Source organism: Bacillus cereus group sp. BceL062 (genome assembly GCF_051780025.1).
Lineage (GTDB): Bacteria > Bacillota > Bacilli > Bacillales > Bacillaceae_G > Bacillus_A > Bacillus_A toyonensis.
Window position 1 is genome coordinate 58,511 of record NZ_JBPWGY010000016.1, and the last position, 19,397, is coordinate 77,907.

A 19,397-nucleotide genomic window follows, 5' to 3' on the forward strand; every position below is an offset into this window, starting at 1 on the left:
CTACATTCTCCTTTAACCTGAAATTTTTGGTGTTGATGCTAATAATGTTTTTGTATAAGAATTTTGTGGATTACGGAATACTTCGTCCGTATTTCCAAATTCAACAAGTTCTCCTTTATATAAAACAGCCACTTTTTCACATAAATAGTGAACCATCGGTAAATCATGTGCGATAAACAAATATGTATAGCCTTGTTCCTTTTGAATTTTTTGCAACAGATGTACAATTTGAATTTGCAATGAAACGTCTAATGCTGAAATTGGTTCATCAAGAATCAATGCTTCTGGCTCACACAATAACGCTCTTGCAATAGCGATACGTTGACGTTGTCCTCCGCTAAATTCATGCGGATATCGATCAATATATCTTCTATCTAATCCAACACGCTCTAGCGCATCACCTGCTACTTTATCCTTCAGCCCTTTATCACCTAAACCGAATGAAATATAACCTTCCGTTACACTATCGCGTACTTTCCAGCGCGGATTTAATGCAGCTGTGGAATCTTGAAAAATGAACTGTACTTTCTGTAAAAAATCTCGCTTATGAGCTGACTTCAGCGTGTGAACAACTTGACCGTTATAATTAATTTCACCAGACGTCGGACTCTCAATCCCCGCTATGAGCTTTCCAAGTGTTGTTTTTCCTGAACCACTTTCACCAATAATGCCAAGTGTTGTTCCTTCCGGGATAGAAAGTGATATGTCTTTTAACGCTGTGATTTCTTTACTTTTACTTCCATATGTTTTCGTTACTTGCTTTACAGTAATTAAATCTGTCGTCATGAGGCATTCACCTTCTCTTTTGATTTCGCTTTATTATGCTCTAGAACATGCTGCCAGCAATGTGAACTATGCTCCTTAGAATATGTTGTTCTCTCTGGGAAACGATGAATACATTCTTTTATCGCTACTGGGCAACGATTTACAAAAGGACAACCAAAGCTATTTAATGTTTCAATGGAAGGTGTCGTTCCTTCTATAGCACGTAATACCTTTTCGGAATCATCCATATTCGGAATTGCTTGTAATAAGCTTTTCGTATATGGATGTTTAGGAGAACCTATTACCTCCTGTATCGTTCCTTTTTCAACGACACGTCCCCCGTACATAACAACTACTCGATCAGCTACTTCACGCACAAGTGCCAAATCATGTGTAATTAATAAAATACTCGTATTTTGTTTTTCTTTCCTTTCTTTTAATAGCCCCATAATTTGTTTCTGAATCGTTACATCTAACGCTGTTGTCGGCTCATCTGCAATTACAAGCTTTGGATGACAAGCAAATGCAATTGCTAAGCAAATACGTTGCCTCATCCCTCCACTTAATTGATGTGGGTATTGCTCAAAGCGTTTCTCTGCTTCATGTATCCCTAAATCTTTTAGCAAGTTAATCGCAATTCCCTTTGCTTCTCTTTTCGATTTTTTCCCATGTTGCAAAATTACTTCTGTAATTTGTTTGCCTACCTTCATCGTTGGGTTTAAAGATGAAAGCGGATCTTGAAATATAAAGGAAATATCTTTTCCGCGAATTTGATTCCATTCTAATTCTTGTAAATTCGTTAATTCCTTTGATTGGAAAGATACATTTCCATCATCGATATGAATTGATTCTTGATTCAAGCCGATAATGGATTGTGCTGTAACACTTTTTCCTGAACCACTTTCTCCTACAAGTGCAACTATTTCACCTTCGTTAATAGAAAAGGAAACATGTTTCACAATTGCTTGCTTACTATTCTCTTTTTCAACGGCTAACGTTACGTTTTCTAAAGATAAGAGCTGTCCCATGTTTTTTCTCCTTTCGATTCCGTTTTACGATTTTTGGATCAATTGCATCTTGCAAACCATCACCAATTGCATTAAATGCGAACATAATGAGTGCAATCATGATTGCCGGGAAAAATAGCTGCCACCATTCTCCGCTCAATAATGTCCCGAGTGCATCATTCGTCATCGTCCCCCAACTTGCCGCTGGTGATTGTACCCCAAGTCCTATAAAGCTTAAAAATGATTCTGAAAAAATAGCTGCTGGAATTGTAAATGATAAATTGACGATAATAATCCCTGTTAAATTCGGAATTAAATGCCCATATATAATTTTCATATGTGATGTACCTAATCGCTCTGCTGCAATAACAAACTCTCGTTGTTTTAAAGACAATACTTGTGCTCGAATGAGACGAGCCATTCCAATCCATCCCGTTAATGCAAGGGCGATAATAATGGTGAAAAGACCTGGTTTCATAACAATTAATAGTAAAATAACAATTAATAAATATGGGATGCCATATAATACTTCAATTCCTCTTATAATCCACTCATCAATTAACGTTCCAAGGCGATTACGCCCTCTCACATATCCACTAAATCCACCAATCAGTACACCAAGCCCTATATCGAGGGCAGCTGCTACTAATCCAACTGTTAGTGAAATCTTCCCACCAGCCCAAGTACGTGCCCAAATATCTCTCCCTAGATCATCTGTTCCAAACCAATGTTCACTACTCGGCGGTAAATTTGTTGCCTCTTTTACTTGTTCACTCGCAGTAAATGAAGTTAAACTTTCGCCAATAAGCGAGAAAACAATAATTAGCAATAACGTCACTGTTCCTAAAACTGCGATTGGATTCGATATAAACTTACGAAACACTTCTTTCTTTCTGCTAATCGTTTGCTGATTTTTATTTATCGTTAATTCTTTTTTCTCTTCTTTCGTTAATAACTGTTCATTAATTTCATAAGCTCCCATTTAAATATCCCCCCTCCTTATGTAATAGAACGAATACGCGGATCAACAATGCGGTGAATAATATCTGTAATGAAAATACAAGTAATTAATAATGCACTATAGAAAATTGTTGTTCCCATAATCACCGGATAGTCTCGGTTAAAAATACTATCTACAAAATATTTTCCTAGGCCAGGAATTGAAAAGATTTTTTCAATAACGAAAGTCCCTGTTAAAAGTCCAGCCATTAATGGTCCAACAAATGTAAGTACTGGAACAATCGCATTTCGAAGAGCATGTCTTATAATAATCTTCTTAATTGGTATGCCTTTCGCTCTTGCTAGCTTAATATAATCACTCTGCAATACTTCGATCATATTAGAACGAACAAACCTTGTAATAACCGCAATTGGACCTAACGCCAATGCGAAAGATGGTAATACAGTATGTTCGAATGTTCCCCAAGACGCTACTGGTAAAAGCTCAAATTGAATAGCGAATACTTGTATAAATAGTGGTGCTAAAATAAAACTTGGAATAGAAATACCGAGAATTGCGAGCAAACTCACACTATAGTCAATTACTTTCCCATGATATAGAGCAGCAAATGTACCTGCAGCAATTCCGACTAACAATGAAATAACAAGTGCTTGTAGACCAATAATTGCTGATGGACCAAAGCCAGTTGTTATAATTTCTGATACACCTTGCCCGGTTGATTGAACAGATTCACCAAAATCAAAATGAACTACACCGTCTAAATAAGCAACATATTGATTCCACAACGGTTCATCAAGGTGATACTTCGCTCTCATGTTTTGAATCACTTCTTCAGGAAAGATTTTTGCATCTGATGAAAATGGATCTCCCGGAATGATATGCATAATTAGAAATGTCACTGTCGTAATAACCCATAGCGTGAACACCATAACTGATAATTTTTTAATTACATACACTTCAATAACCACCTAAACACATATATTTACTTAGTTTTATGAACGTACTTTTTCCATTACTCCCTTTTCTCTTTTTAGAATACAAAAAGCCTTGATCTTAAAAAATAAGATCAAGGCTTAATAAACAAAGGCCCATCACTTATCTTTCAAGACTTGCTTGCTGGAATTAGCACGGTGTTCCTATTACAGAACCCGCTGCTGAGGTGTCATAGGGCCAGTCCCTCTACCTCTCTGGATAAGTAAATTGCTATATTATTATTTGGTTCAAATTGTATATTTCGAATTATAATTCTGAAAAAATGAAAAGTCAATCAAATTGGATATATTTAGAAAAATCAGTTTTTAATGGGGCCATTTATCTAAATCGCAGTTTTTTGTTTATAATATAAAGAAATGATATTAAAGGAGCTATATGATGGATTCCTTACTTCTAGCGACTATAGGACTGCCATTAACAATTGTTATACTTGTTATCATTGGATTTTATAAACTTTTCATTAAAAAGAAAAGCATTACTTCTTTTTACACACCCTTCGATAATATTACCGGACAAACTATTTCCGAATTTCACGAAGAGCAGAAAGTGTTAGTATACGAAGATGAAGATGGTGATGGTAAGAAGAAAAAATAACCTTGCATGTGCAAGGTTATTTCTTCGTTTCTGTTTGAAAACGTTTATAGTATGTCGATGCTGTTGCAAAATTAATTTCTATATCACGAATTAATGATGAATCTTCTTCTTTAGCTAACTTCTGTAATTTTTTCATCGCTTGTTCCGATTCATTCAAGAAACCAACATATACCTCATGTTCTTGCTCTTTCGACTTCGGAACATGAATTTCTTTACGTATATTATCAATATCTTCTAACATGCTCGTTGTTACTTTTTGCACATCTTCTTTATATGTAGCATTCGTTATTTCCTTACCGCCCTTTTCCTTTGCCACTTCAAATAACTGCAGTGCTTTATTGATTTCTTTATTCATTTTTATATCATATTTTTCATGTACTGCAAGGTATTCTTTCATCTCTTCTGTTTGTTCTGTAGATTGCTCTACCTTCTCTTTCGGTTCTTTCGTATCTTTATTTCCATTACATCCCGCTAGCAGAATCACACTTCCCATTACAGCAATACCCAAAACCTTCTTCATCTCTTTTTCTCCTTTTATCTACATCTACTTCTATCTATAGTTTCTTTTATCTCCACTTGTTATTATACCGAGAACGCCCTACTTTTTACACTTAAGAGGATACCTTAATATATATACCAACATTTTTGTCACAGTATCGTCACTTTATGCAAATAACTTTTGCATCACCTTACAAAGCTGTATGAGTTATTTCAAAGAAATGAAAAAAGAGCTGATTCAAAAATAATTGAATCAACTCTTTTTTATAATTTAAGCTTCTAAATTTTGTCTTTGTTGCAGTTCAAACTGCTTTTCACTTCTTCTGGCCATAAATAGATAACATAATACAGCACCAATTTCACAAAGAGCTATCACAATACCCATCGGCAATGCCGTATTACTTCCACCAATACCTACTAATGGTGCAACAAGTGCCCCTGAAATAAACTGTAATAAGCCTAGTAAAGCTGATGCTGTTCCTGCCGCTTGTTTTTGATTTCTCATTGCTAACGAGAAGCCGGTTGTCGATACAACCCCAACACTTGATACAACAAGGAATAACGAGCATAAAACACCAATGAGACCTATTCCTAATACGATTGTAAGTAGTAGAGATAAGCCACCAACAGCGGCGATAATAATACCGGAAACAAATAATGTTTTCTCATTCACTTTTCCTGCTAAACGACCAGTAACTTGGCTGGCAATAATAATACCGATACCGTTAATCGCAAAGAATAAACTAAACTGCTGTGGTGATGCCCCGTATATATTTTGCAACACAAATGGTGATCCCGAAATGTAGGCAAACATTGCCGCTGTTACTAATCCTTGTGACAATGCATATCCCATAAACAAGCGATCTTTCAGAAGCTTTCCGTATGTCGCCAATGTTCCTGACAAACCACCTGTCTCTCTTTCTTCAGGAGGTAATGTTTCACGTAATACGAAAGTAGCCGAGATTAACATAAATACACTAATTGCTCCAAGAACGATAAAAACACCACGCCACGTTGTAAACTGTAATAATTGCCCCCCGATAATCGGGGCCAAAATAGGTGCTGCTCCGTTTACTAACATAAGTAGTGAGAAAAACTTCGTCATTTCAGAACCTGAGTACATATCTCTTACCATTGCACGGGATATAACGATACCAGCAGAGCCCGAAGCGCCTTGTAAGAAACGTAAAAGCACTAAAGTCCAAATAGACGGTGCTACAGCACAAAGTAATGAAGAAGCAACATAAATAATAAGAGCAATAATAAGAGGTTTGCGCCTTCCGTAAATATCACTAATTGAACCGACAAATAATTGTCCTACTGAAAGTCCAAGTAAACATGCTGTCAACGTAAGCTGCGCAAGGGATGCACCCGTTTGTAAATCATCCGTTAATTTCGGTAACGAAGGTAAATACATATCAATAGATAACGGCCCAATCGCCGTAAGTGTTCCTAATACAAGAATCATCCATAACCTGTTCATCTTTACAGGTTTATATATTTCGTGATTAACTTCATTCACTTTTTCCATTCACCCTTTCGTATACATACTGAATCGTAACAATTATAGTTACAACATAAACATACGTCAAGTATAGCGCATTTTCCTCTTTCATAATGTAAAAAAAAGCGATAGAAATTCTATCGCTTTACTTTTTCAAGTTGCTATTTGTAAATTTAGATACGGAAGACATCGCCTCTCCTGTATCTAAGTATGTGATTTGAATTGGATCTCCCACTTCTGTAAACATAGCATATGGGAATTTTTTCGCAGGTATCATAAATACTTTTTGTTCATTTTCTAACAGTACATACACAATTGTATTTTCACCTGATTTTTCTTTATATACTCGCTGTACAATACCTTCTTTTTGCGCTTCTTTTCCACTCGAAGTTGGTCTAAATGAATCTCCACTCCCGCTTAGCGCATTTTTATAATTTTCAAGAGCTTCTTTTTGCGTCGAACCTGTTGCAAATATTTTTGCATTAGAAGCATAGATGACAGTATGAGCACGTACTAATCCCCCGTCATCAATAACAGGTACAATCCAAGAAGGTTTACCGTACACGTTATAAATAACCGGCATCGTTCCATGCCATTTCTCTCTTTTAAAGGAATTATCCACCACTTCTGAAGCAGCTGAACCATCCATAATTCCCTTTACTTCTTTTCCGTTATAGTAATACAACTTACCTGTACGTGCATCAATAAGTGAATAACCTAACGCAGAATCTACTCCTTCTTTTGGAGAGGTGAAATCAGTAAAGTAATATAGCGTTCCATCCTTACCGAAGATTGGTGTCACTCCTTCTTTCGTCCCCCACTCAGTCGGAATCTTCATATCAGTTTGCGAGAATTTTGTATTCCAAAATCCGTGAATATATTTACCGAAATACGTATTTAATGTAGATGCGGTCTCATGATTCAATACACCATCAACAAATTTAGGTGCCTTTCCTTTATCATATCTTTTCACTTCACCTGTTTGTGCATCTACTACAACAACACCCTCTACCTCAAATCCAGATCTCCCTGAAATAAATTCACCATATGTCATTGTATAATACGGTTTCCCTTTATCATCAACTTCAAATTTAGGTTTCCCTTTAAAGATTAAATTTGGTTCGGATTTTCGTACGACACGCTCTAAATTATTCCCGAAAAACATGCTTGGCACGTATTTCATCTTATAACCGAGATGCAGTTTCGCTTCGGCATCAGGGTTCGTACCTGACATCGTTACGTACCCTGGAATTGTTTCAGCTTTACGTGCTTTAAAAAATCCTGAAACTTCAATCGGCGCTACATATAAAGCCTCACCGTTTACCATTTGTGGCGTTAATTCTCCTAGCTCAAAATAAGCTACTTTCGGAATATCCCCAAATACTTTTTTCATCTTATTCTCCGCTGTCTTTGGCGGCACTGTAAACGGCTGATCATTTTCAGTAAATGGCTCTGAAATATCTTTCTCTACCTTAACAACAGAATCATATTTCTTTTGCGTGATTACTATATCGTGCAAATAACCAAAATAGCCGTAACTTGCAAGTAAAACAAACATTAGAAGACCTTTTAATGTACCTTCTAATTTCCCTATCTGATCTTGTGAAAATAAAACAAGCCCAATTAAAATTGCTACTGCAACAGAATAATGAGTAAGAATCGAATCTGCTCGATCATCAATTAGCCAAAAATATTCATAGATTGCAATACCTATCCAAAATAAAACAGGAATAACTAAAATGGATGATTTCTTACCCTTTACAACCTTCTCATCCCCCTTCTTATCCACTGCTCGAAGTTTACTACCGCTTCTTGTCCATGGAATCAAAAACAAAGTGAGAATAGCTAAAACTAAAAATTTCATCAAAGGCAATGTCCCCTTTTCTTTTGTCTTCCCTTTTAGTATAACAAACAAAGGGTATTTAGGTAAAAATAGGAATGGTTATATTTTTTTACTACTTAATACAACTCCACTTACTACATATAAGATAGATGCAATATAAAAAATCGTACCAATCGTAAAGAAATCTACTAAATACCCCGTTACAATAATCGCTACTGCGCCTCCAATTGATGTCCACACATGGTATTTCCCAATCTCATAACCAGCCTTTTCCTGCACAACCTTTCGTGCTAACGACGTTTTCTCAGTATTACGCTGCACAGCACCTAAAACTCCCATTACAACTTGAAGAATATACACATGCCAGACTTCCGTGGCAATTGGAAAACAAAGCATTAATATCGCCATGGACCAAGCGTATATTATTAATAATTTTTGATCACCTACTCTATCAGACGCCTTCCCTACTAACGGATATACAAGTGCTGAAGTTAATGCAAATAAGCCATAAGCCCACCCAAACTGTGAGAAGCTATTTCCAACATTCCGAAGCAATAGAATGTAAAAAGGAAATACCATACTTCCTGCCATCATAATGATGCTTTGTGAGGCTACAAATCTTCTATATGTCATTTCGTATACTCCCTATAAAATAAATTCACAAATCTCTCTTCCGGATCCACTTCCTTCTTCTTCTGAAGAAATTCTTCTATACGAGGATATGCTTTCTTTAGCTGTTCTTTCGTTGGATAAGAATAATACGGTAAATAATAACTACCGTTATGTTTTAAAGTAACATCAATCATCTTCCGAATGACATCCTCTGTTTTCTTCACCTCACTCTCGGAGCGTCCTTGGTTAATTAAAAGCACCAGTGCAAACATATCATCTTTTGCATAGGATAAAACTGCATTTTCATTCTTTTCTACATAACGGATTGTAATGTTAATAAGGTTTAATTCCTCTTCACTCAAAACATTTCGCAAATCATCTATATATACTGCAAAACCGTCTATCGGTACGAAATACTCCTGTAAAACTTCGGTCAAGTTTGGGTTATCATACTCCATAAAGGCACTATCCGATCTCATTACATTATTTCGCGTTTCGTACCTACCATTTGTACGTTCAAAATAACTTCTTTGTATATCCCAAAACGTATTCTTTCCCCAGTCGCTATAACGCGATAACCCAAGCAAAAATTTCGGTGCAGCTATAATATTTTCTTCTTTTAATTCACTGTACTCTTTTCTCATATTTTGATTTTGTGCCAATGTATAATTCGTCACATACATCTCTTTTAAAAATGAGTTTGGAGCAACAGAAATACGAGCTAAATGCATACGTATATTCTCTTCCCTTCGCACTTTATTCTTAAAATATGAAGAGTATTCTTTATAATCTAATACCCTCGTATGCGTTTCATACAATTCATCGTTTGTTAACTTTAGCGTCACGTCTAAAATCACGCCAAACAATCCGTATCCCCCAATTACATACGGAAACAAATCAGCATTCTCTTCTCTACTTACATTACGCACCTTACCATCTGCCATTAACAATCTAAACGACTCTACCGTATCAATCAATGCTTCATGACGAATATCACGCCCATGTACATTCACACTTAATGAACCACCAACAGTAAAAATATTTTGAGATTGCATCACTTGAACCGCAAGACCATACGGATTAATTTTCTTCTGAATGTCATTCCATGTGACACCGCTTTGCACCCTAATCCTCTTCTTCTCCGCATCGAATTCTAATATTTCATTATACCCTTTCATATCAAGCATCGTACCGTTCGGATAATACGTCTGCCCGCCTTGGCTATGCTGCATACCTGCAATAGAAATCTTCTCTCCAGAAACATTTGCATCTTGCACGACCTGTTTTAATGAACTTTCATCCTCAGCATGTTCAACACGTTTAATTTTCGTTGGAAGTAACTTTCCTACATCGCTCATAATGGGATGAATTAGTTGCTCTTTATATGTATTTACAGATGTTGCAAGCAACACTGTATAAGCTACAATGACCACCGTCATCTTTCTTTTTTTCAAATGACACTCTCCTCTTCTACATCTTTTCCTCTTCATATTGTACCTATTTTCCTATGAAGAAAGTATACAAAAAAGAGGATCCTTATTTTAGGTCCCCCCTCATCAAAACTGTTACTTTGCTGCTGGCAATTTTATTGGGTCAAACTTTTCATACGACGTATATTTTGCGTTCGTAATAATGTGTGCTTTATCCTTGCCATTACTACTCATAATCATGTCTATCTTTGCTGATTCATATTTAAAATCTTTTGTAATGATATATTCTGCATCCACTTCTTCTATCTTCGCATTTTGTGCTTGTAACATTTTCTTCTGCGTTTCATCCATGCTAGTTAACATACTTTCTGTTTCTTGCCCTTTTAATGTAAATTTCAGTTTATATTTATCTCCGCTTTTCTCCATCTTCATTTTATCTAAAACTACTTCCGGTACTTCTAACTTATCTATAATATCTTGAGTCGCTTTCATTCCACCAGCGTTTAATTGCTCCTCTGGTACGGTTATAAATTCTCCTGTATTAGGGTTTTTTACCTCACCAGCAACTTTACCATCCACAGTATACACTACAACATCTGTACCGGAAATATTCATTTCAGAACGAGAATTCTTTGTCTTTGGCTCTAATTGCATCTTAGCCTTTAATATGTCCATCTCTGTTCCCTCAGCTTTTACCCCTACACCATATGTCATCGTTACATGCTCTTCATTTTTAAAAGCTTCGTTCGTTTTCTTGAAAACATCCTTCGCTGCTAATTCCTTTTCTTTTTGAACTGATTCTTTTTTCGGCTCATCCGTCTTTGCTGTTTTCTCATTACTACACCCTACCCCTAGACTGATTGCAAGTACTAAACTTGAAACAAAAATAATTTTTTTCATAATGTCGCCCCCTTTCCCAAAATAATATCACCTCTTTTCCTATGAAATCTATATAATTTTTAATCTATATTCTCTATATAGCGACATGTTTAATGAAGATCTTAAATATGATGTAAATAATAACAACTCATTTCAGGAGGTCATTATGAAAGCGATTATTTGCACAAAGTATGGACCACCTAATGTTCTCCAGCTTCAAAATGTAGAAAAACCTAAACCTAAAAAGAACGAAGTATTAGTTAAAATTCGCGCAACAAGTGTATCGACTGGAGATTGTAGAATACGTGGCTTTAATAGTCCCCTCTTATTTTGGGTTCCTATGCGGATCATATTAGGTTTTAGAAAACCGAGAAAACCTATACTCGGCGTAGAGTTATCCGGTGAAATCGAAGAAATTGGAACAGATGTAACTCAATTTAAAAAAGGAGACCCAGTTTTTGCATTAACAGAACTAAACCTTGGTGGTTATGCCGAATACACATGCGTGCATGAAAGTGGATTAATAGCATTAAAACCTACCAATGTGACATATGAAGAAGCTGCCGTTATTCCTTTTGGCGGAACTTCAGCATTGCATTTTCTGAGGAAGGGCCGTATAAAAAAAGGGCAACAAGTGCTCATATACGGCGCCTCTGGATCAGTAGGAACAGCTGCTATACAACTTGCTAAATATTTCGGCGCGACCGTTACAGCTGTTTGTAGTAATTCAAATTTTGAACTAGTGCAATCTTTAGGGGCTGATAAAGTAATTGATTATACGAAAGAAGATTTTACTAAGCAGGGCGAGCACTACGATATTATATTTGATGCAGTTGGAAAGTATAAAAAGTCTCTTTGTACAGACGCATTAATGCCTAATGGAAAATATGTATCTGTTAACGGAATGATGGCAAAGGTCAGTAAAGAAGATATGAAACTACTAAAACAACTAGTTGAAACAGAAAAGCTAAAACCTGTTATTGATAGAACTTACCGATTAGAAGAAGTTGCAGAAGCCCATACGTATGTAGAAATGGGCCATAAGAAAGGAAACGTTTCGATTACCTTAAAATAAAATATATTCAGAAAATAAAGTTGACAATTCCTTTTGTTAGATTTACTATTAGTACCATATTTAAAAACTACATATACATACTCTTATCAAGAGTGGCGGAGGGACTGGCCCGATGATGCCCGGCAACCGAGCTTATAACGTATAAGCTAAGGTGCTAATTCCTGCAAAACGAGTTTTCGTTTTGGAAGATAAGAGAGGAACCTATTTCGTCTATTCGGCACCTCTCTTATTTTGAGAGGTGCTTTTTATTTTGGAACGTATATTAAGGGGGAATTATAGATGAAGAAAGTATTATTGAGCATTGTAAGCGGAGCAGTACTATTATTAGGCGCATGTGGCGCAAATTCAGATAAAGATGTAAAAATATTAGACGAGAAAAAGATTACTGTCGGTGTAACAGGTGGACCACATGAACAAATTTTTGAGAAGGTTAAAGAAGTTGCGGCAAAAGACGGTCTCGACATTGATATAAAAATATTTAATGATTACGTAGCACCAAACGTTTCGTTAGATGAAAAAAGTCTTGATGTAAATAGCTATCAAACGAAATCATATTTAGATGTATTTAAAGCCGAACGCAATATGAAATTAACTGAAGTATTTTCAACAGTAACATTCCCAATGGGCGTATATTCTAAAAGCTTAAAAGATGTAAAAGAATTAAAAGAGGGCGATGCAATCGCTGTACCAAATGACCCAACGAATGAACTTCGAGCTTTAAAATTATTTGAAAAAGCAGGGGTTTTAAAAGTTGATCCAAAGGCTACAGAAAAAGCGACTGCAAAGGATGTAATTGAAAACCCGAAAAATTTAAAGATTGTTGAATTAGAAGCTTCTCAATTACCAACGCAATTAAGTGAAGTGAAAGCAGCTGCAATTAACACAAACTTTGCATTAGGTGCAAAACTAAATCCAGCGAAAGATTCCATTTTCCGCGAAGGAAAAGATTCACCATACGTGAACTGGGTCGTTGTTCGTACTGAAAATAAAGATGATGCTGTTGTAAGTAAATTAAAGAAAGCTTATCAATCTAAAGAAGTAAAAGAATTTATCGAGAAAAAATTTGATGGTTCAGTTTTACCATCTTGGTAGGAGCTGACGATAATGATTGAATTAAAAAACGTCTCCAAAGTATTTACAACAAAAAAAGGGACTGTTGAGGCTCTTAAGTCTACTTCCCTTAAAGTAGAAAAAGGCGAGGTATTTGGAATCATTGGGTATAGCGGCGCTGGTAAAAGCACATTAATTCGCTGTGTAAATTTATTAGAAAAACCAACGACAGGAAACATCATCGTAAACAACCAAGACTTAACCACTTTATCAACAAAAGAACTAGCAAAAGCGAGGCAAAAAATCGGAATGATTTTTCAAGGATTCAATTTACTTAAAACTGTTACCGTTTATGAAAATATCGCATTGCCGTTACGCCTTGCTGGCATTCCAAAAGAGGAAATTGAAAAAAGAGTAGAAAAATATTTATGCATCGTGGATCTTTTTAACCGTAAAGATGCTTATCCAAGCGAACTTTCTGGCGGCCAGAAACAACGTGTTGCCATCGCTCGTGCACTATCACATGAACCAGAGGTTTTATTAAGTGATGAAGCAACGAGCGCATTAGATCCAGAAACAACTGATTCTATTCTTGATTTATTACTAAAAATTAATGAAGAAATTGGAATTACGATTTTACTCATTACACATGAAATGAATGTCATCCAGCGTATTTGTGACCAGGTTGCCGTTATGGAGCATGGATCTGTAGTCGAAAGCGGGACTGTGAAAGACATTTTTACAAATCCACAACATGTAACAACGAAGAAGTTTGTAAATAGCGCATTTGCAGCTAAAATTCCAGAAGAAGTACAAAAAGAACTACAAACTACTGGTGAAATTGTAACACTTTCTTTTATAGGAAGTTCTTCGGGAGAACCAGCACTAGCTGTCGCTACAAAACGTTACCAAGTATATCCAAATATTTTATCCGGTAATATTACGCAGTTAAAACATGAGGCATATGGGAAACTTGTCGTTCATATGCAAGGTGAAAAAAATGAAGTAAACCTTGCTTTAGCATTCTTACAAGAGAAAGGTATCATCGTAGAGGGAGGGAAAACAGACTATGGAAAACAAGCCCTTTTTGGATGAATGGGGTAAAGTCATATGGGAAGCAACAATTCAAACATTTCAAATGACATCTATTTCATTACTTATCTCTATCCTTATCGCATTACCACTCGGAGTTACACTTGTTTTGACGAGACCCGGTGGACAGCGAGAAAATAAACTTATCTATCCTATTCTTAATACAGTTATTAATGTCATTCGCTCTCTTCCATTTATCATTCTATTATTCTTCATTTTACCTTTTACGAAGTTTCTAATGGGAACATCCATTGGCGTGCAAGGTGTTATCGTACCACTTGTCGTCTTCACAGCTCCTTATATTGCACGCTTAATGGAGACAGCTTTACTAGAAGTGGATCGTGGTGTTATTGAAGCTTACCAAGCAATGGGAGTCTCTACTATAAAAATCATTTGGCACGTCATGGTTAAAGAAGCACGCCCATCTCTTGTGCTCGGATTAACGATCGCAACAATCGGCTTAATTGGCGCAACAGCGATGGCTGGTCTTGTAGGCGCTGGCGGGCTAGGGGACTTGGCATATCGCTTCGGACATTTACGCTATGAACCTGAAGTAATGTATGCAACCGTCTTTATTTTAATTATCCTCGTTCAAGGATTACAATCTTTAGGGAATGGTGTTGCACGAAGATTGAAGAAAGATTAGAAAGAAGGCATCTCACCGGAAGGAGATGCCTTCTTTTTACCTTTTAAATCCACCTTCCGAATGAATCACTTGTCCCGTAATCCACTCTGCTTCTTCACTTACTAAAAACTTTATGAGTCTAGCTGCATCCTTTGGCTCACCAATCCTGCCCAAAGGAAACATCGGCTTTAATCCTTGCTTTATCTCTTCAGTCATCCATCCTGTACTAGTTGGACCTGGGTTAATTGCATTCACTGTTATTCCTAAATGGGCTACTTCTGCTGACAACGTACTAGTAAGAGCATCAATAGCTCCTTTCGTTGTTGCATACGCCAGTTCTCCTGCCATAGGCCCTTGAAATTGCCCCGAAGTCATATTCACAATTCTACCACCAAATTTCTTATCAAATCCTCGGGCAAATTGACTACTTAACAATGTAGTCGCACGAACATTTACCATGTAATGCTTATCCAGCTCTTCAGCAGACAAATTAGAGAAATCATTATTCGTAGAATACGCTGCATTATTAATTAATATATGAGGGTAGCCTAGTTGTTCAGTAACCCTATTTATAAGCTCTTTCGGTGCATCATTTTGAGTTAAATCTAACTCCATGCTCGATACTTTAACACCTTTTTGTATTAGCTCTTCTTTTAATTGTATTTGTTCATTTTGCTCAACGCCCCAAGGCATCTCTTTATCGTAAGCTGTCCAATACGTAAAAAATATATCGTATCCAGCCTCTGCTAACTCTGTGCAAATAGCTGCTCCTATACCGTCTAGACGACTTACACCTGTAACAACTGCTACTTTAGTTTTTAATTGATTCATCATATACTCCTCCAATTTTAAAGGACGCATATTTTATATGAGAGATATAAATTTCCCCACAAAAAAGATAGATACATAATAGGCCTATCCTTACCGAAGGAATGACTACGCCAAATATGCAGTCCTTGAATGATTTACAGATAGCTAAATAAACCCTCACTTATGAGAGAAAATAATCTATCCAATTGCTAATCATTACAAGTTCATCCACATATCTAGTCTTTGCCTCCTTTTGATATATCTCTATTATTAGTCTATCAAAAAAGATGAAATGTTACAAAAAATAAAACAATTACTCACAACATATATTCGTTCACATTTCCTCCATTGTGAATTTATTCACAATGGATATATAATAAACATGTAAATACAATATTGGAGGGATTTCAATGATTATCAATTTTTTAAGAACTGATAAACGTGCTACTTTCATATTATTACTTTTACGTCTTTACATAGGATATTCTTGGATTACTGCTGGAATAGGGAAAGTTTTAGGACAATCTTTTGATGCCAGCGGTTTCCTCAAAGGCGCCATCGCCCAAGCATCAGGCGATCACCCCGCAGTACAAGGCTGGTGGGCGGATTTCCTTCAAAACTTTGTTCTTCCACACGCAGACTTATTTAGCTTTTTCGTACAATGGGGAGAAATCTTAGTAGGTTTAGGTTTAATTTTAGGTGGATTAACAAAAACTGCTGCATTCTTTGGAATCATAATGAATCTTTCATTCTTATTAAGTGGAACTGTTAGTGTAAACCCAAACATGCTTGTTTTAACTATTTTCATTTTAGTTGCAGGTCATAATGCTGGACGTATTGGATTAGACGGTTATGTTTTCCCTAAACTTTTCCGGAAAAACAACCACGAAACATATAAATTAAGTAAAACTGCGTAGTAACAGTTTACTTTTAAAATATAAGTAAGAAAAGAGCCTAAGTATAGGCTCTTTTCTTACTTACTCTAAATTTAAACTCTTAACGAACCGCGAAACCCTCTAGCAGCATAATAGGAATCTGCTCCATTGTGGTACACAAAAACGTGTCCAAAGCGATAATCGCAAAATAGAGCGCCACCGAGTTCGCGAATATCTGAAGGCGTTTGTACCCAACTTGATGATTTCATATCGAAATCCCCAATTTGTTGCAAATCTCGATATTGTTTTTCAGTTAATAATTCAATGCCCATAGCAGTTGCCACATCAATGACATTATTTTCTGGTTTATGTTTTTTTCTTGACTCTAACGCTTCAAGATCATAACAAAGACTTCTGCGGCCTTTAGGACTCTCCTTTGAACAATCATAGAAAGTATACTCGTCCTTCTCTTTATCATAACCAACAACATCCGGCTCACCGCCAGTTACTTCCATTTCATTAAGTGACCATAATTTCTCAGCATTAACATCCAGCTTCGCTTCAACTTTAGCCCATTCAAGACCTTCATGACGATTCATATTCTTCTCAAAACGAGCTTTCAATACTTTGAATAATTCTTCACGCTGTTCTACTGGTAACACATTTTTATTTTCTGTCATATTAGTCCTCCGAATTACATTTCCTTATAATCATAATTGTTTGCATGCAGTTTACAACAAATTATATAATTTGTTGTATCTCTTTTTCAACAATATGACCCGATTGCACAACGAAAAATCCCTGTACGAATATCCATTATATAGTACGGAATCCATCCATACTTTCCCCAAGAATATAATGTGAAAACCACATCAAGTTCTGCTTCATAATAGCTACTCTCATTCCTGGCTGATCAGAACTATATGCCATTCCTTTAAATATAATTAACTCTGTATCAACTTCCATATCTCTTAACCCTTCATATAGCTCATATGCATTTGTAATTGGAATCCTTACATCCTTTTCCCCATGTTGAATTAAGGTAGGCGTACAGGCTGATTTAATATATGTCATTGGTGATGTCTTCTTATATATCTCTGGATCATTCCATGGCACATTTCCTAAATACATTCTAATAAAGTAAGGGATATCTGTATTTACATAATGGGTACTCCAGTTCGTAATTCCACCTCCAACTGAAATAGCTTTAAATCTACTACTAAATGTAGAACAGAAAGCTGATATATATCCTCCATTACTCCATCCCATAACTCCTACTCTATCTTTATCTACAATCCCTTTTTCAACTAGTGCATCTACTCCAGATATAACATCATCATAATCAGCAATTCCCTGTTTTCTATAGTTTGCTTTTAAAAATTCATTGCCATAACCAGAACTTCCTCTATAGTTTGGTTCTAAAACGATAAAGCCTTTTTCGATAAACTGTTCAATCGGATATTTCTCATTGAAGCAGTCTGAAAATATCGGAAAGGATGCCCAAGCCGGACCACCATGAATTACTACTAATAAAGGATATTTTTTATTTGAGTCAAACCCTACTGGTGTTGATAACACACCCTCTATTTCAAGACCATCGCAACTTTGCCATGAGATGATTTCCCTGTTACTTTTAAGTTTCCCTTCGAAAAAGCTATTTTCATTCGTTATTTTTTTATCATCCAAATAGATTTCAAAGGTTTCATTTGTTATAGCCTTATTATAGGTTATATGATTTCCATCCTTTGTTATAGAGGCATCCATTATAAAGCCATCTACCTTGTCGCTTAATGCTTCCACAGTGCCATCTTCAGCTAGTAATCCAATACGATAATTCGTTTTATCCTGCCATCTAATTAAAATTCCTTTAGCTGTCCACTGTAATGGCGTAACCGTACTATCAAAGTTTGTTAGAGGCTGAATTACCTCTCCAGTATTCATATCATATATCTCTAATGTATTATCTTGTATATGATTTCTATAGTAATCCTTCTCTCTTATGCTTGCTGAGTAACATATTTTATCGCCCTCAGGAGAAAAGCAGATGCTCGCTCCTAACAACGTATCTATATTCATCTTTTGTAGTTCCCCAGCTTCAACATCTAATATATATAGATCACCATTCATATAATCGTTTAGGCTTGGTGTAGCCATACATACAACCTTTTTCCCATCATTTGAAATATCAAAGTTATGTATATAAAAATCCTTACCGTCCGTTAGTTGATAAACACCGCTAACCTTCCGTCCCTGTTTATCATTTTGTTTCACTTTTTCTATTTCAATGTAGTATAAACAATTATTCTGATGTTCCTTACCTACATGATGGAAATCTCCATATCGTTCCTTACGTTTCTTTATCTCCTCACATTCTTTTGACTGTGCAATATAATAAAAACCTTTACCAGTAGGCTCCCATTTGAAATTACTGACTCCTTCTTTCTCATCAGTACTTTGAACCTCACTATAGCTGTCTATTGACTTAAAAAAGATCTGATTTTTCCCATCTCCAACAGGGCTAAGATATGCGATACCCTTAGAATCTGGAGACCATAATGGATATGTACTATCTATATCTCCAATTGTTAATGGGTAACTCTTCCCTTTTTCCTTTTCATATATCCATACATGATTTCTATATGTATTGTCTTTCCAGTTAGCTTTCTTTTTAACAAACGCTACATTTTTGCCATCATCACTTATATTTGTACTTGATAAGGCCGGTAATGAAATAATCTCTTCTATACTTAAATATGTTTTTTCTTTCACTTTCATTAATAAACA

Annotated in this window: 19 protein-coding genes and 2 riboswitches; of the genes, 6 read left to right on the forward strand and 13 right to left on the reverse strand. The window is 36.0% G+C overall.

Annotated elements, in window-relative coordinates:
- Positions 1-12 precede the first annotated feature (12 nt).
- The 4 genes from ACS2MN_RS27915 to ACS2MN_RS27930 are packed head-to-tail and all read right to left on the reverse strand — an operon-like array spanning position 13 to position 3,689.
- Positions 13-786, reverse strand: a complete 774-nt coding sequence (locus ACS2MN_RS27915; RefSeq protein ID WP_346994992.1) for an ABC transporter ATP-binding protein — start codon at positions 784-786, stop codon at positions 13-15.
- Complete coding sequence (locus ACS2MN_RS27920) at positions 783-1,793, reverse strand: ABC transporter ATP-binding protein (protein ID WP_000531245.1); 1,011 nt, start codon at positions 1,791-1,793, stop codon at positions 783-785. The genes ACS2MN_RS27915 and ACS2MN_RS27920 overlap by 4 nt, the downstream gene beginning before the upstream one ends.
- Positions 1,750-2,754: an ABC transporter permease gene (locus ACS2MN_RS27925; protein ID WP_000501538.1), complete on the reverse strand. Its 1,005-nt coding sequence runs from the start codon at positions 2,752-2,754 to the stop codon at positions 1,750-1,752. The genes ACS2MN_RS27920 and ACS2MN_RS27925 overlap by 44 nt, the downstream gene beginning before the upstream one ends.
- A 17-nt stretch (positions 2,755-2,771) precedes the next feature.
- A complete protein-coding gene (locus ACS2MN_RS27930) occupies positions 2,772-3,689 on the reverse strand; it encodes an ABC transporter permease (protein WP_000289322.1) in 918 nt (305 codons plus the stop codon).
- A gap of 136 nt (positions 3,690-3,825) precedes the next feature.
- Positions 3,826-3,931, reverse strand: a riboswitch (SAM riboswitch).
- Between the two features lie 173 nt (positions 3,932-4,104).
- Here ACS2MN_RS27930 and ACS2MN_RS27935 point away from each other — a divergent pair.
- Positions 4,105-4,320, forward strand: coding sequence for a DUF3951 domain-containing protein (locus ACS2MN_RS27935; RefSeq protein WP_000377754.1), 216 nt, complete (start codon positions 4,105-4,107; stop codon positions 4,318-4,320).
- 16 nt (positions 4,321-4,336) lie between these two features.
- Here ACS2MN_RS27935 and ACS2MN_RS27940 read toward each other — a convergent pair whose 3' ends face one another.
- The 6 genes from ACS2MN_RS27940 to ACS2MN_RS27965 form a co-directional block, all read right to left on the reverse strand.
- On the reverse strand, positions 4,337-4,840 hold the full coding sequence (locus tag ACS2MN_RS27940) for a hypothetical protein (protein WP_346994991.1): 504 nt from the start codon (positions 4,838-4,840) through the stop codon (positions 4,337-4,339).
- A gap of 249 nt (positions 4,841-5,089) precedes the next feature.
- Complete coding sequence (locus tag ACS2MN_RS27945; protein ID WP_140154016.1) at positions 5,090-6,349, reverse strand: multidrug effflux MFS transporter; 1,260 nt, start codon at positions 6,347-6,349, stop codon at positions 5,090-5,092.
- Between the two features lie 118 nt (positions 6,350-6,467).
- Positions 6,468-8,186 (reverse strand): DUF3981 domain-containing protein, encoded by a 1,719-nt coding sequence (locus tag ACS2MN_RS27950; protein WP_000670917.1) that lies wholly within the window; start codon positions 8,184-8,186, stop codon positions 6,468-6,470.
- Between the two features lie 78 nt (positions 8,187-8,264).
- On the reverse strand, positions 8,265-8,798 hold the full coding sequence (locus ACS2MN_RS27955) for an MFS transporter (protein WP_000222357.1): 534 nt from the start codon (positions 8,796-8,798) through the stop codon (positions 8,265-8,267).
- On the reverse strand, positions 8,795-10,231 hold the full coding sequence (locus tag ACS2MN_RS27960) for an FAD-binding oxidoreductase (RefSeq protein WP_140154015.1): 1,437 nt from the start codon (positions 10,229-10,231) through the stop codon (positions 8,795-8,797). The genes ACS2MN_RS27955 and ACS2MN_RS27960 overlap by 4 nt, the downstream gene beginning before the upstream one ends.
- A 111-nt stretch (positions 10,232-10,342) precedes the next feature.
- Positions 10,343-11,107, reverse strand: coding sequence for a hypothetical protein (locus ACS2MN_RS27965; RefSeq protein ID WP_346994990.1), 765 nt, complete (start codon positions 11,105-11,107; stop codon positions 10,343-10,345).
- Positions 11,108-11,252: 145 nt separating this feature from the next.
- On the opposite strand from ACS2MN_RS27965, the gene ACS2MN_RS27970 reads away from it, so the two are divergent.
- The 4 genes from ACS2MN_RS27970 (at position 11,253) to ACS2MN_RS27985 (ending at position 14,949) form a co-directional block, all read left to right on the forward strand.
- On the forward strand, positions 11,253-12,161 hold the full coding sequence (locus ACS2MN_RS27970) for an NAD(P)-dependent alcohol dehydrogenase (protein WP_346994989.1): 909 nt from the start codon (positions 11,253-11,255) through the stop codon (positions 12,159-12,161).
- An 80-nt stretch (positions 12,162-12,241) separates the two neighbouring features.
- Positions 12,242-12,356: riboswitch (SAM riboswitch) on the forward strand.
- 84 nt (positions 12,357-12,440) lie between these two features.
- Entirely contained in the window at positions 12,441-13,253 is an 813-nt protein-coding gene (locus ACS2MN_RS27975; protein WP_000756964.1) for a MetQ/NlpA family ABC transporter substrate-binding protein, read from the forward strand.
- 12 nt (positions 13,254-13,265) lie between these two features.
- Positions 13,266-14,306, forward strand: coding sequence for a methionine ABC transporter ATP-binding protein (locus ACS2MN_RS27980; protein WP_000571368.1), 1,041 nt, complete (start codon positions 13,266-13,268; stop codon positions 14,304-14,306).
- Complete coding sequence (locus ACS2MN_RS27985; RefSeq protein WP_070174034.1) at positions 14,281-14,949, forward strand: methionine ABC transporter permease; 669 nt, start codon at positions 14,281-14,283, stop codon at positions 14,947-14,949. The genes ACS2MN_RS27980 and ACS2MN_RS27985 overlap by 26 nt, the downstream gene beginning before the upstream one ends.
- A 36-nt stretch (positions 14,950-14,985) precedes the next feature.
- Here ACS2MN_RS27985 and ACS2MN_RS27990 read toward each other — a convergent pair whose 3' ends face one another.
- Entirely contained in the window at positions 14,986-15,762 is a 777-nt protein-coding gene (locus tag ACS2MN_RS27990) for an SDR family oxidoreductase (protein WP_043322627.1), read from the reverse strand.
- Between the two features lie 386 nt (positions 15,763-16,148).
- Between ACS2MN_RS27990 and ACS2MN_RS27995 the strand changes: the two genes are divergently transcribed.
- Positions 16,149-16,655: a DoxX family membrane protein gene (locus ACS2MN_RS27995; protein ID WP_000586146.1), complete on the forward strand. Its 507-nt coding sequence runs from the start codon at positions 16,149-16,151 to the stop codon at positions 16,653-16,655.
- Between the two features lie 71 nt (positions 16,656-16,726).
- On the opposite strand, the gene ACS2MN_RS28000 is transcribed toward ACS2MN_RS27995, so the two are convergent.
- Positions 16,727-17,293, reverse strand: a complete 567-nt coding sequence (locus ACS2MN_RS28000; RefSeq protein WP_000138393.1) for a DUF4256 domain-containing protein — start codon at positions 17,291-17,293, stop codon at positions 16,727-16,729.
- A 136-nt stretch (positions 17,294-17,429) separates the two neighbouring features.
- Positions 17,430-19,388, reverse strand: coding sequence for a S9 family peptidase (locus tag ACS2MN_RS28005; RefSeq protein ID WP_000864976.1), 1,959 nt, complete (start codon positions 19,386-19,388; stop codon positions 17,430-17,432).
- Positions 19,389-19,397 lie beyond the last annotated feature (9 nt).

Bases quoted from the DNA above. Each gene is read 5' to 3' on its own strand.
- ACS2MN_RS27915 (WP_346994992.1), bottom strand. From the start codon at position 786: ATGACGACAGATTTAATTACTGTAAAGCAAGTAACGAAAACATATGGA.
- ACS2MN_RS27920 (WP_000531245.1), bottom strand. From the start codon at position 1,793: ATGGGACAGCTCTTATCTTTAGAAAACGTAACGTTAGCCGTTGAAAAA.
- ACS2MN_RS27925 (WP_000501538.1), bottom strand. From the start codon at position 2,754: ATGGGAGCTTATGAAATTAATGAACAGTTATTAACGAAAGAAGAGAAA.
- ACS2MN_RS27935 (WP_000377754.1), top strand. From the start codon at position 4,105: ATGGATTCCTTACTTCTAGCGACTATAGGACTGCCATTAACAATTGTT.
- ACS2MN_RS27940 (WP_346994991.1), bottom strand. From the start codon at position 4,840: ATGAAGAAGGTTTTGGGTATTGCTGTAATGGGAAGTGTGATTCTGCTA.
- ACS2MN_RS27945 (WP_140154016.1), bottom strand. From the start codon at position 6,349: ATGGAAAAAGTGAATGAAGTTAATCACGAAATATATAAACCTGTAAAG.
- ACS2MN_RS27950 (WP_000670917.1), bottom strand. From the start codon at position 8,186: ATGAAATTTTTAGTTTTAGCTATTCTCACTTTGTTTTTGATTCCATGG.
- ACS2MN_RS27955 (WP_000222357.1), bottom strand. From the start codon at position 8,798: ATGACATATAGAAGATTTGTAGCCTCACAAAGCATCATTATGATGGCA.
- ACS2MN_RS27965 (WP_346994990.1), bottom strand. From the start codon at position 11,107: ATGAAAAAAATTATTTTTGTTTCAAGTTTAGTACTTGCAATCAGTCTA.
- ACS2MN_RS27970 (WP_346994989.1), top strand. From the start codon at position 11,253: ATGAAAGCGATTATTTGCACAAAGTATGGACCACCTAATGTTCTCCAG.
- ACS2MN_RS27975 (WP_000756964.1), top strand. From the start codon at position 12,441: ATGAAGAAAGTATTATTGAGCATTGTAAGCGGAGCAGTACTATTATTA.
- ACS2MN_RS27980 (WP_000571368.1), top strand. From the start codon at position 13,266: ATGATTGAATTAAAAAACGTCTCCAAAGTATTTACAACAAAAAAAGGG.
- ACS2MN_RS27985 (WP_070174034.1), top strand. From the start codon at position 14,281: ATGGAAAACAAGCCCTTTTTGGATGAATGGGGTAAAGTCATATGGGAA.
- ACS2MN_RS27990 (WP_043322627.1), bottom strand. From the start codon at position 15,762: ATGATGAATCAATTAAAAACTAAAGTAGCAGTTGTTACAGGTGTAAGT.
- ACS2MN_RS27995 (WP_000586146.1), top strand. From the start codon at position 16,149: ATGATTATCAATTTTTTAAGAACTGATAAACGTGCTACTTTCATATTA.
- ACS2MN_RS28000 (WP_000138393.1), bottom strand. From the start codon at position 17,293: ATGACAGAAAATAAAAATGTGTTACCAGTAGAACAGCGTGAAGAATTA.
- ACS2MN_RS28005 (WP_000864976.1), bottom strand. From the start codon at position 19,388: ATGAAAGTGAAAGAAAAAACATATTTAAGTATAGAAGAGATTATTTCA.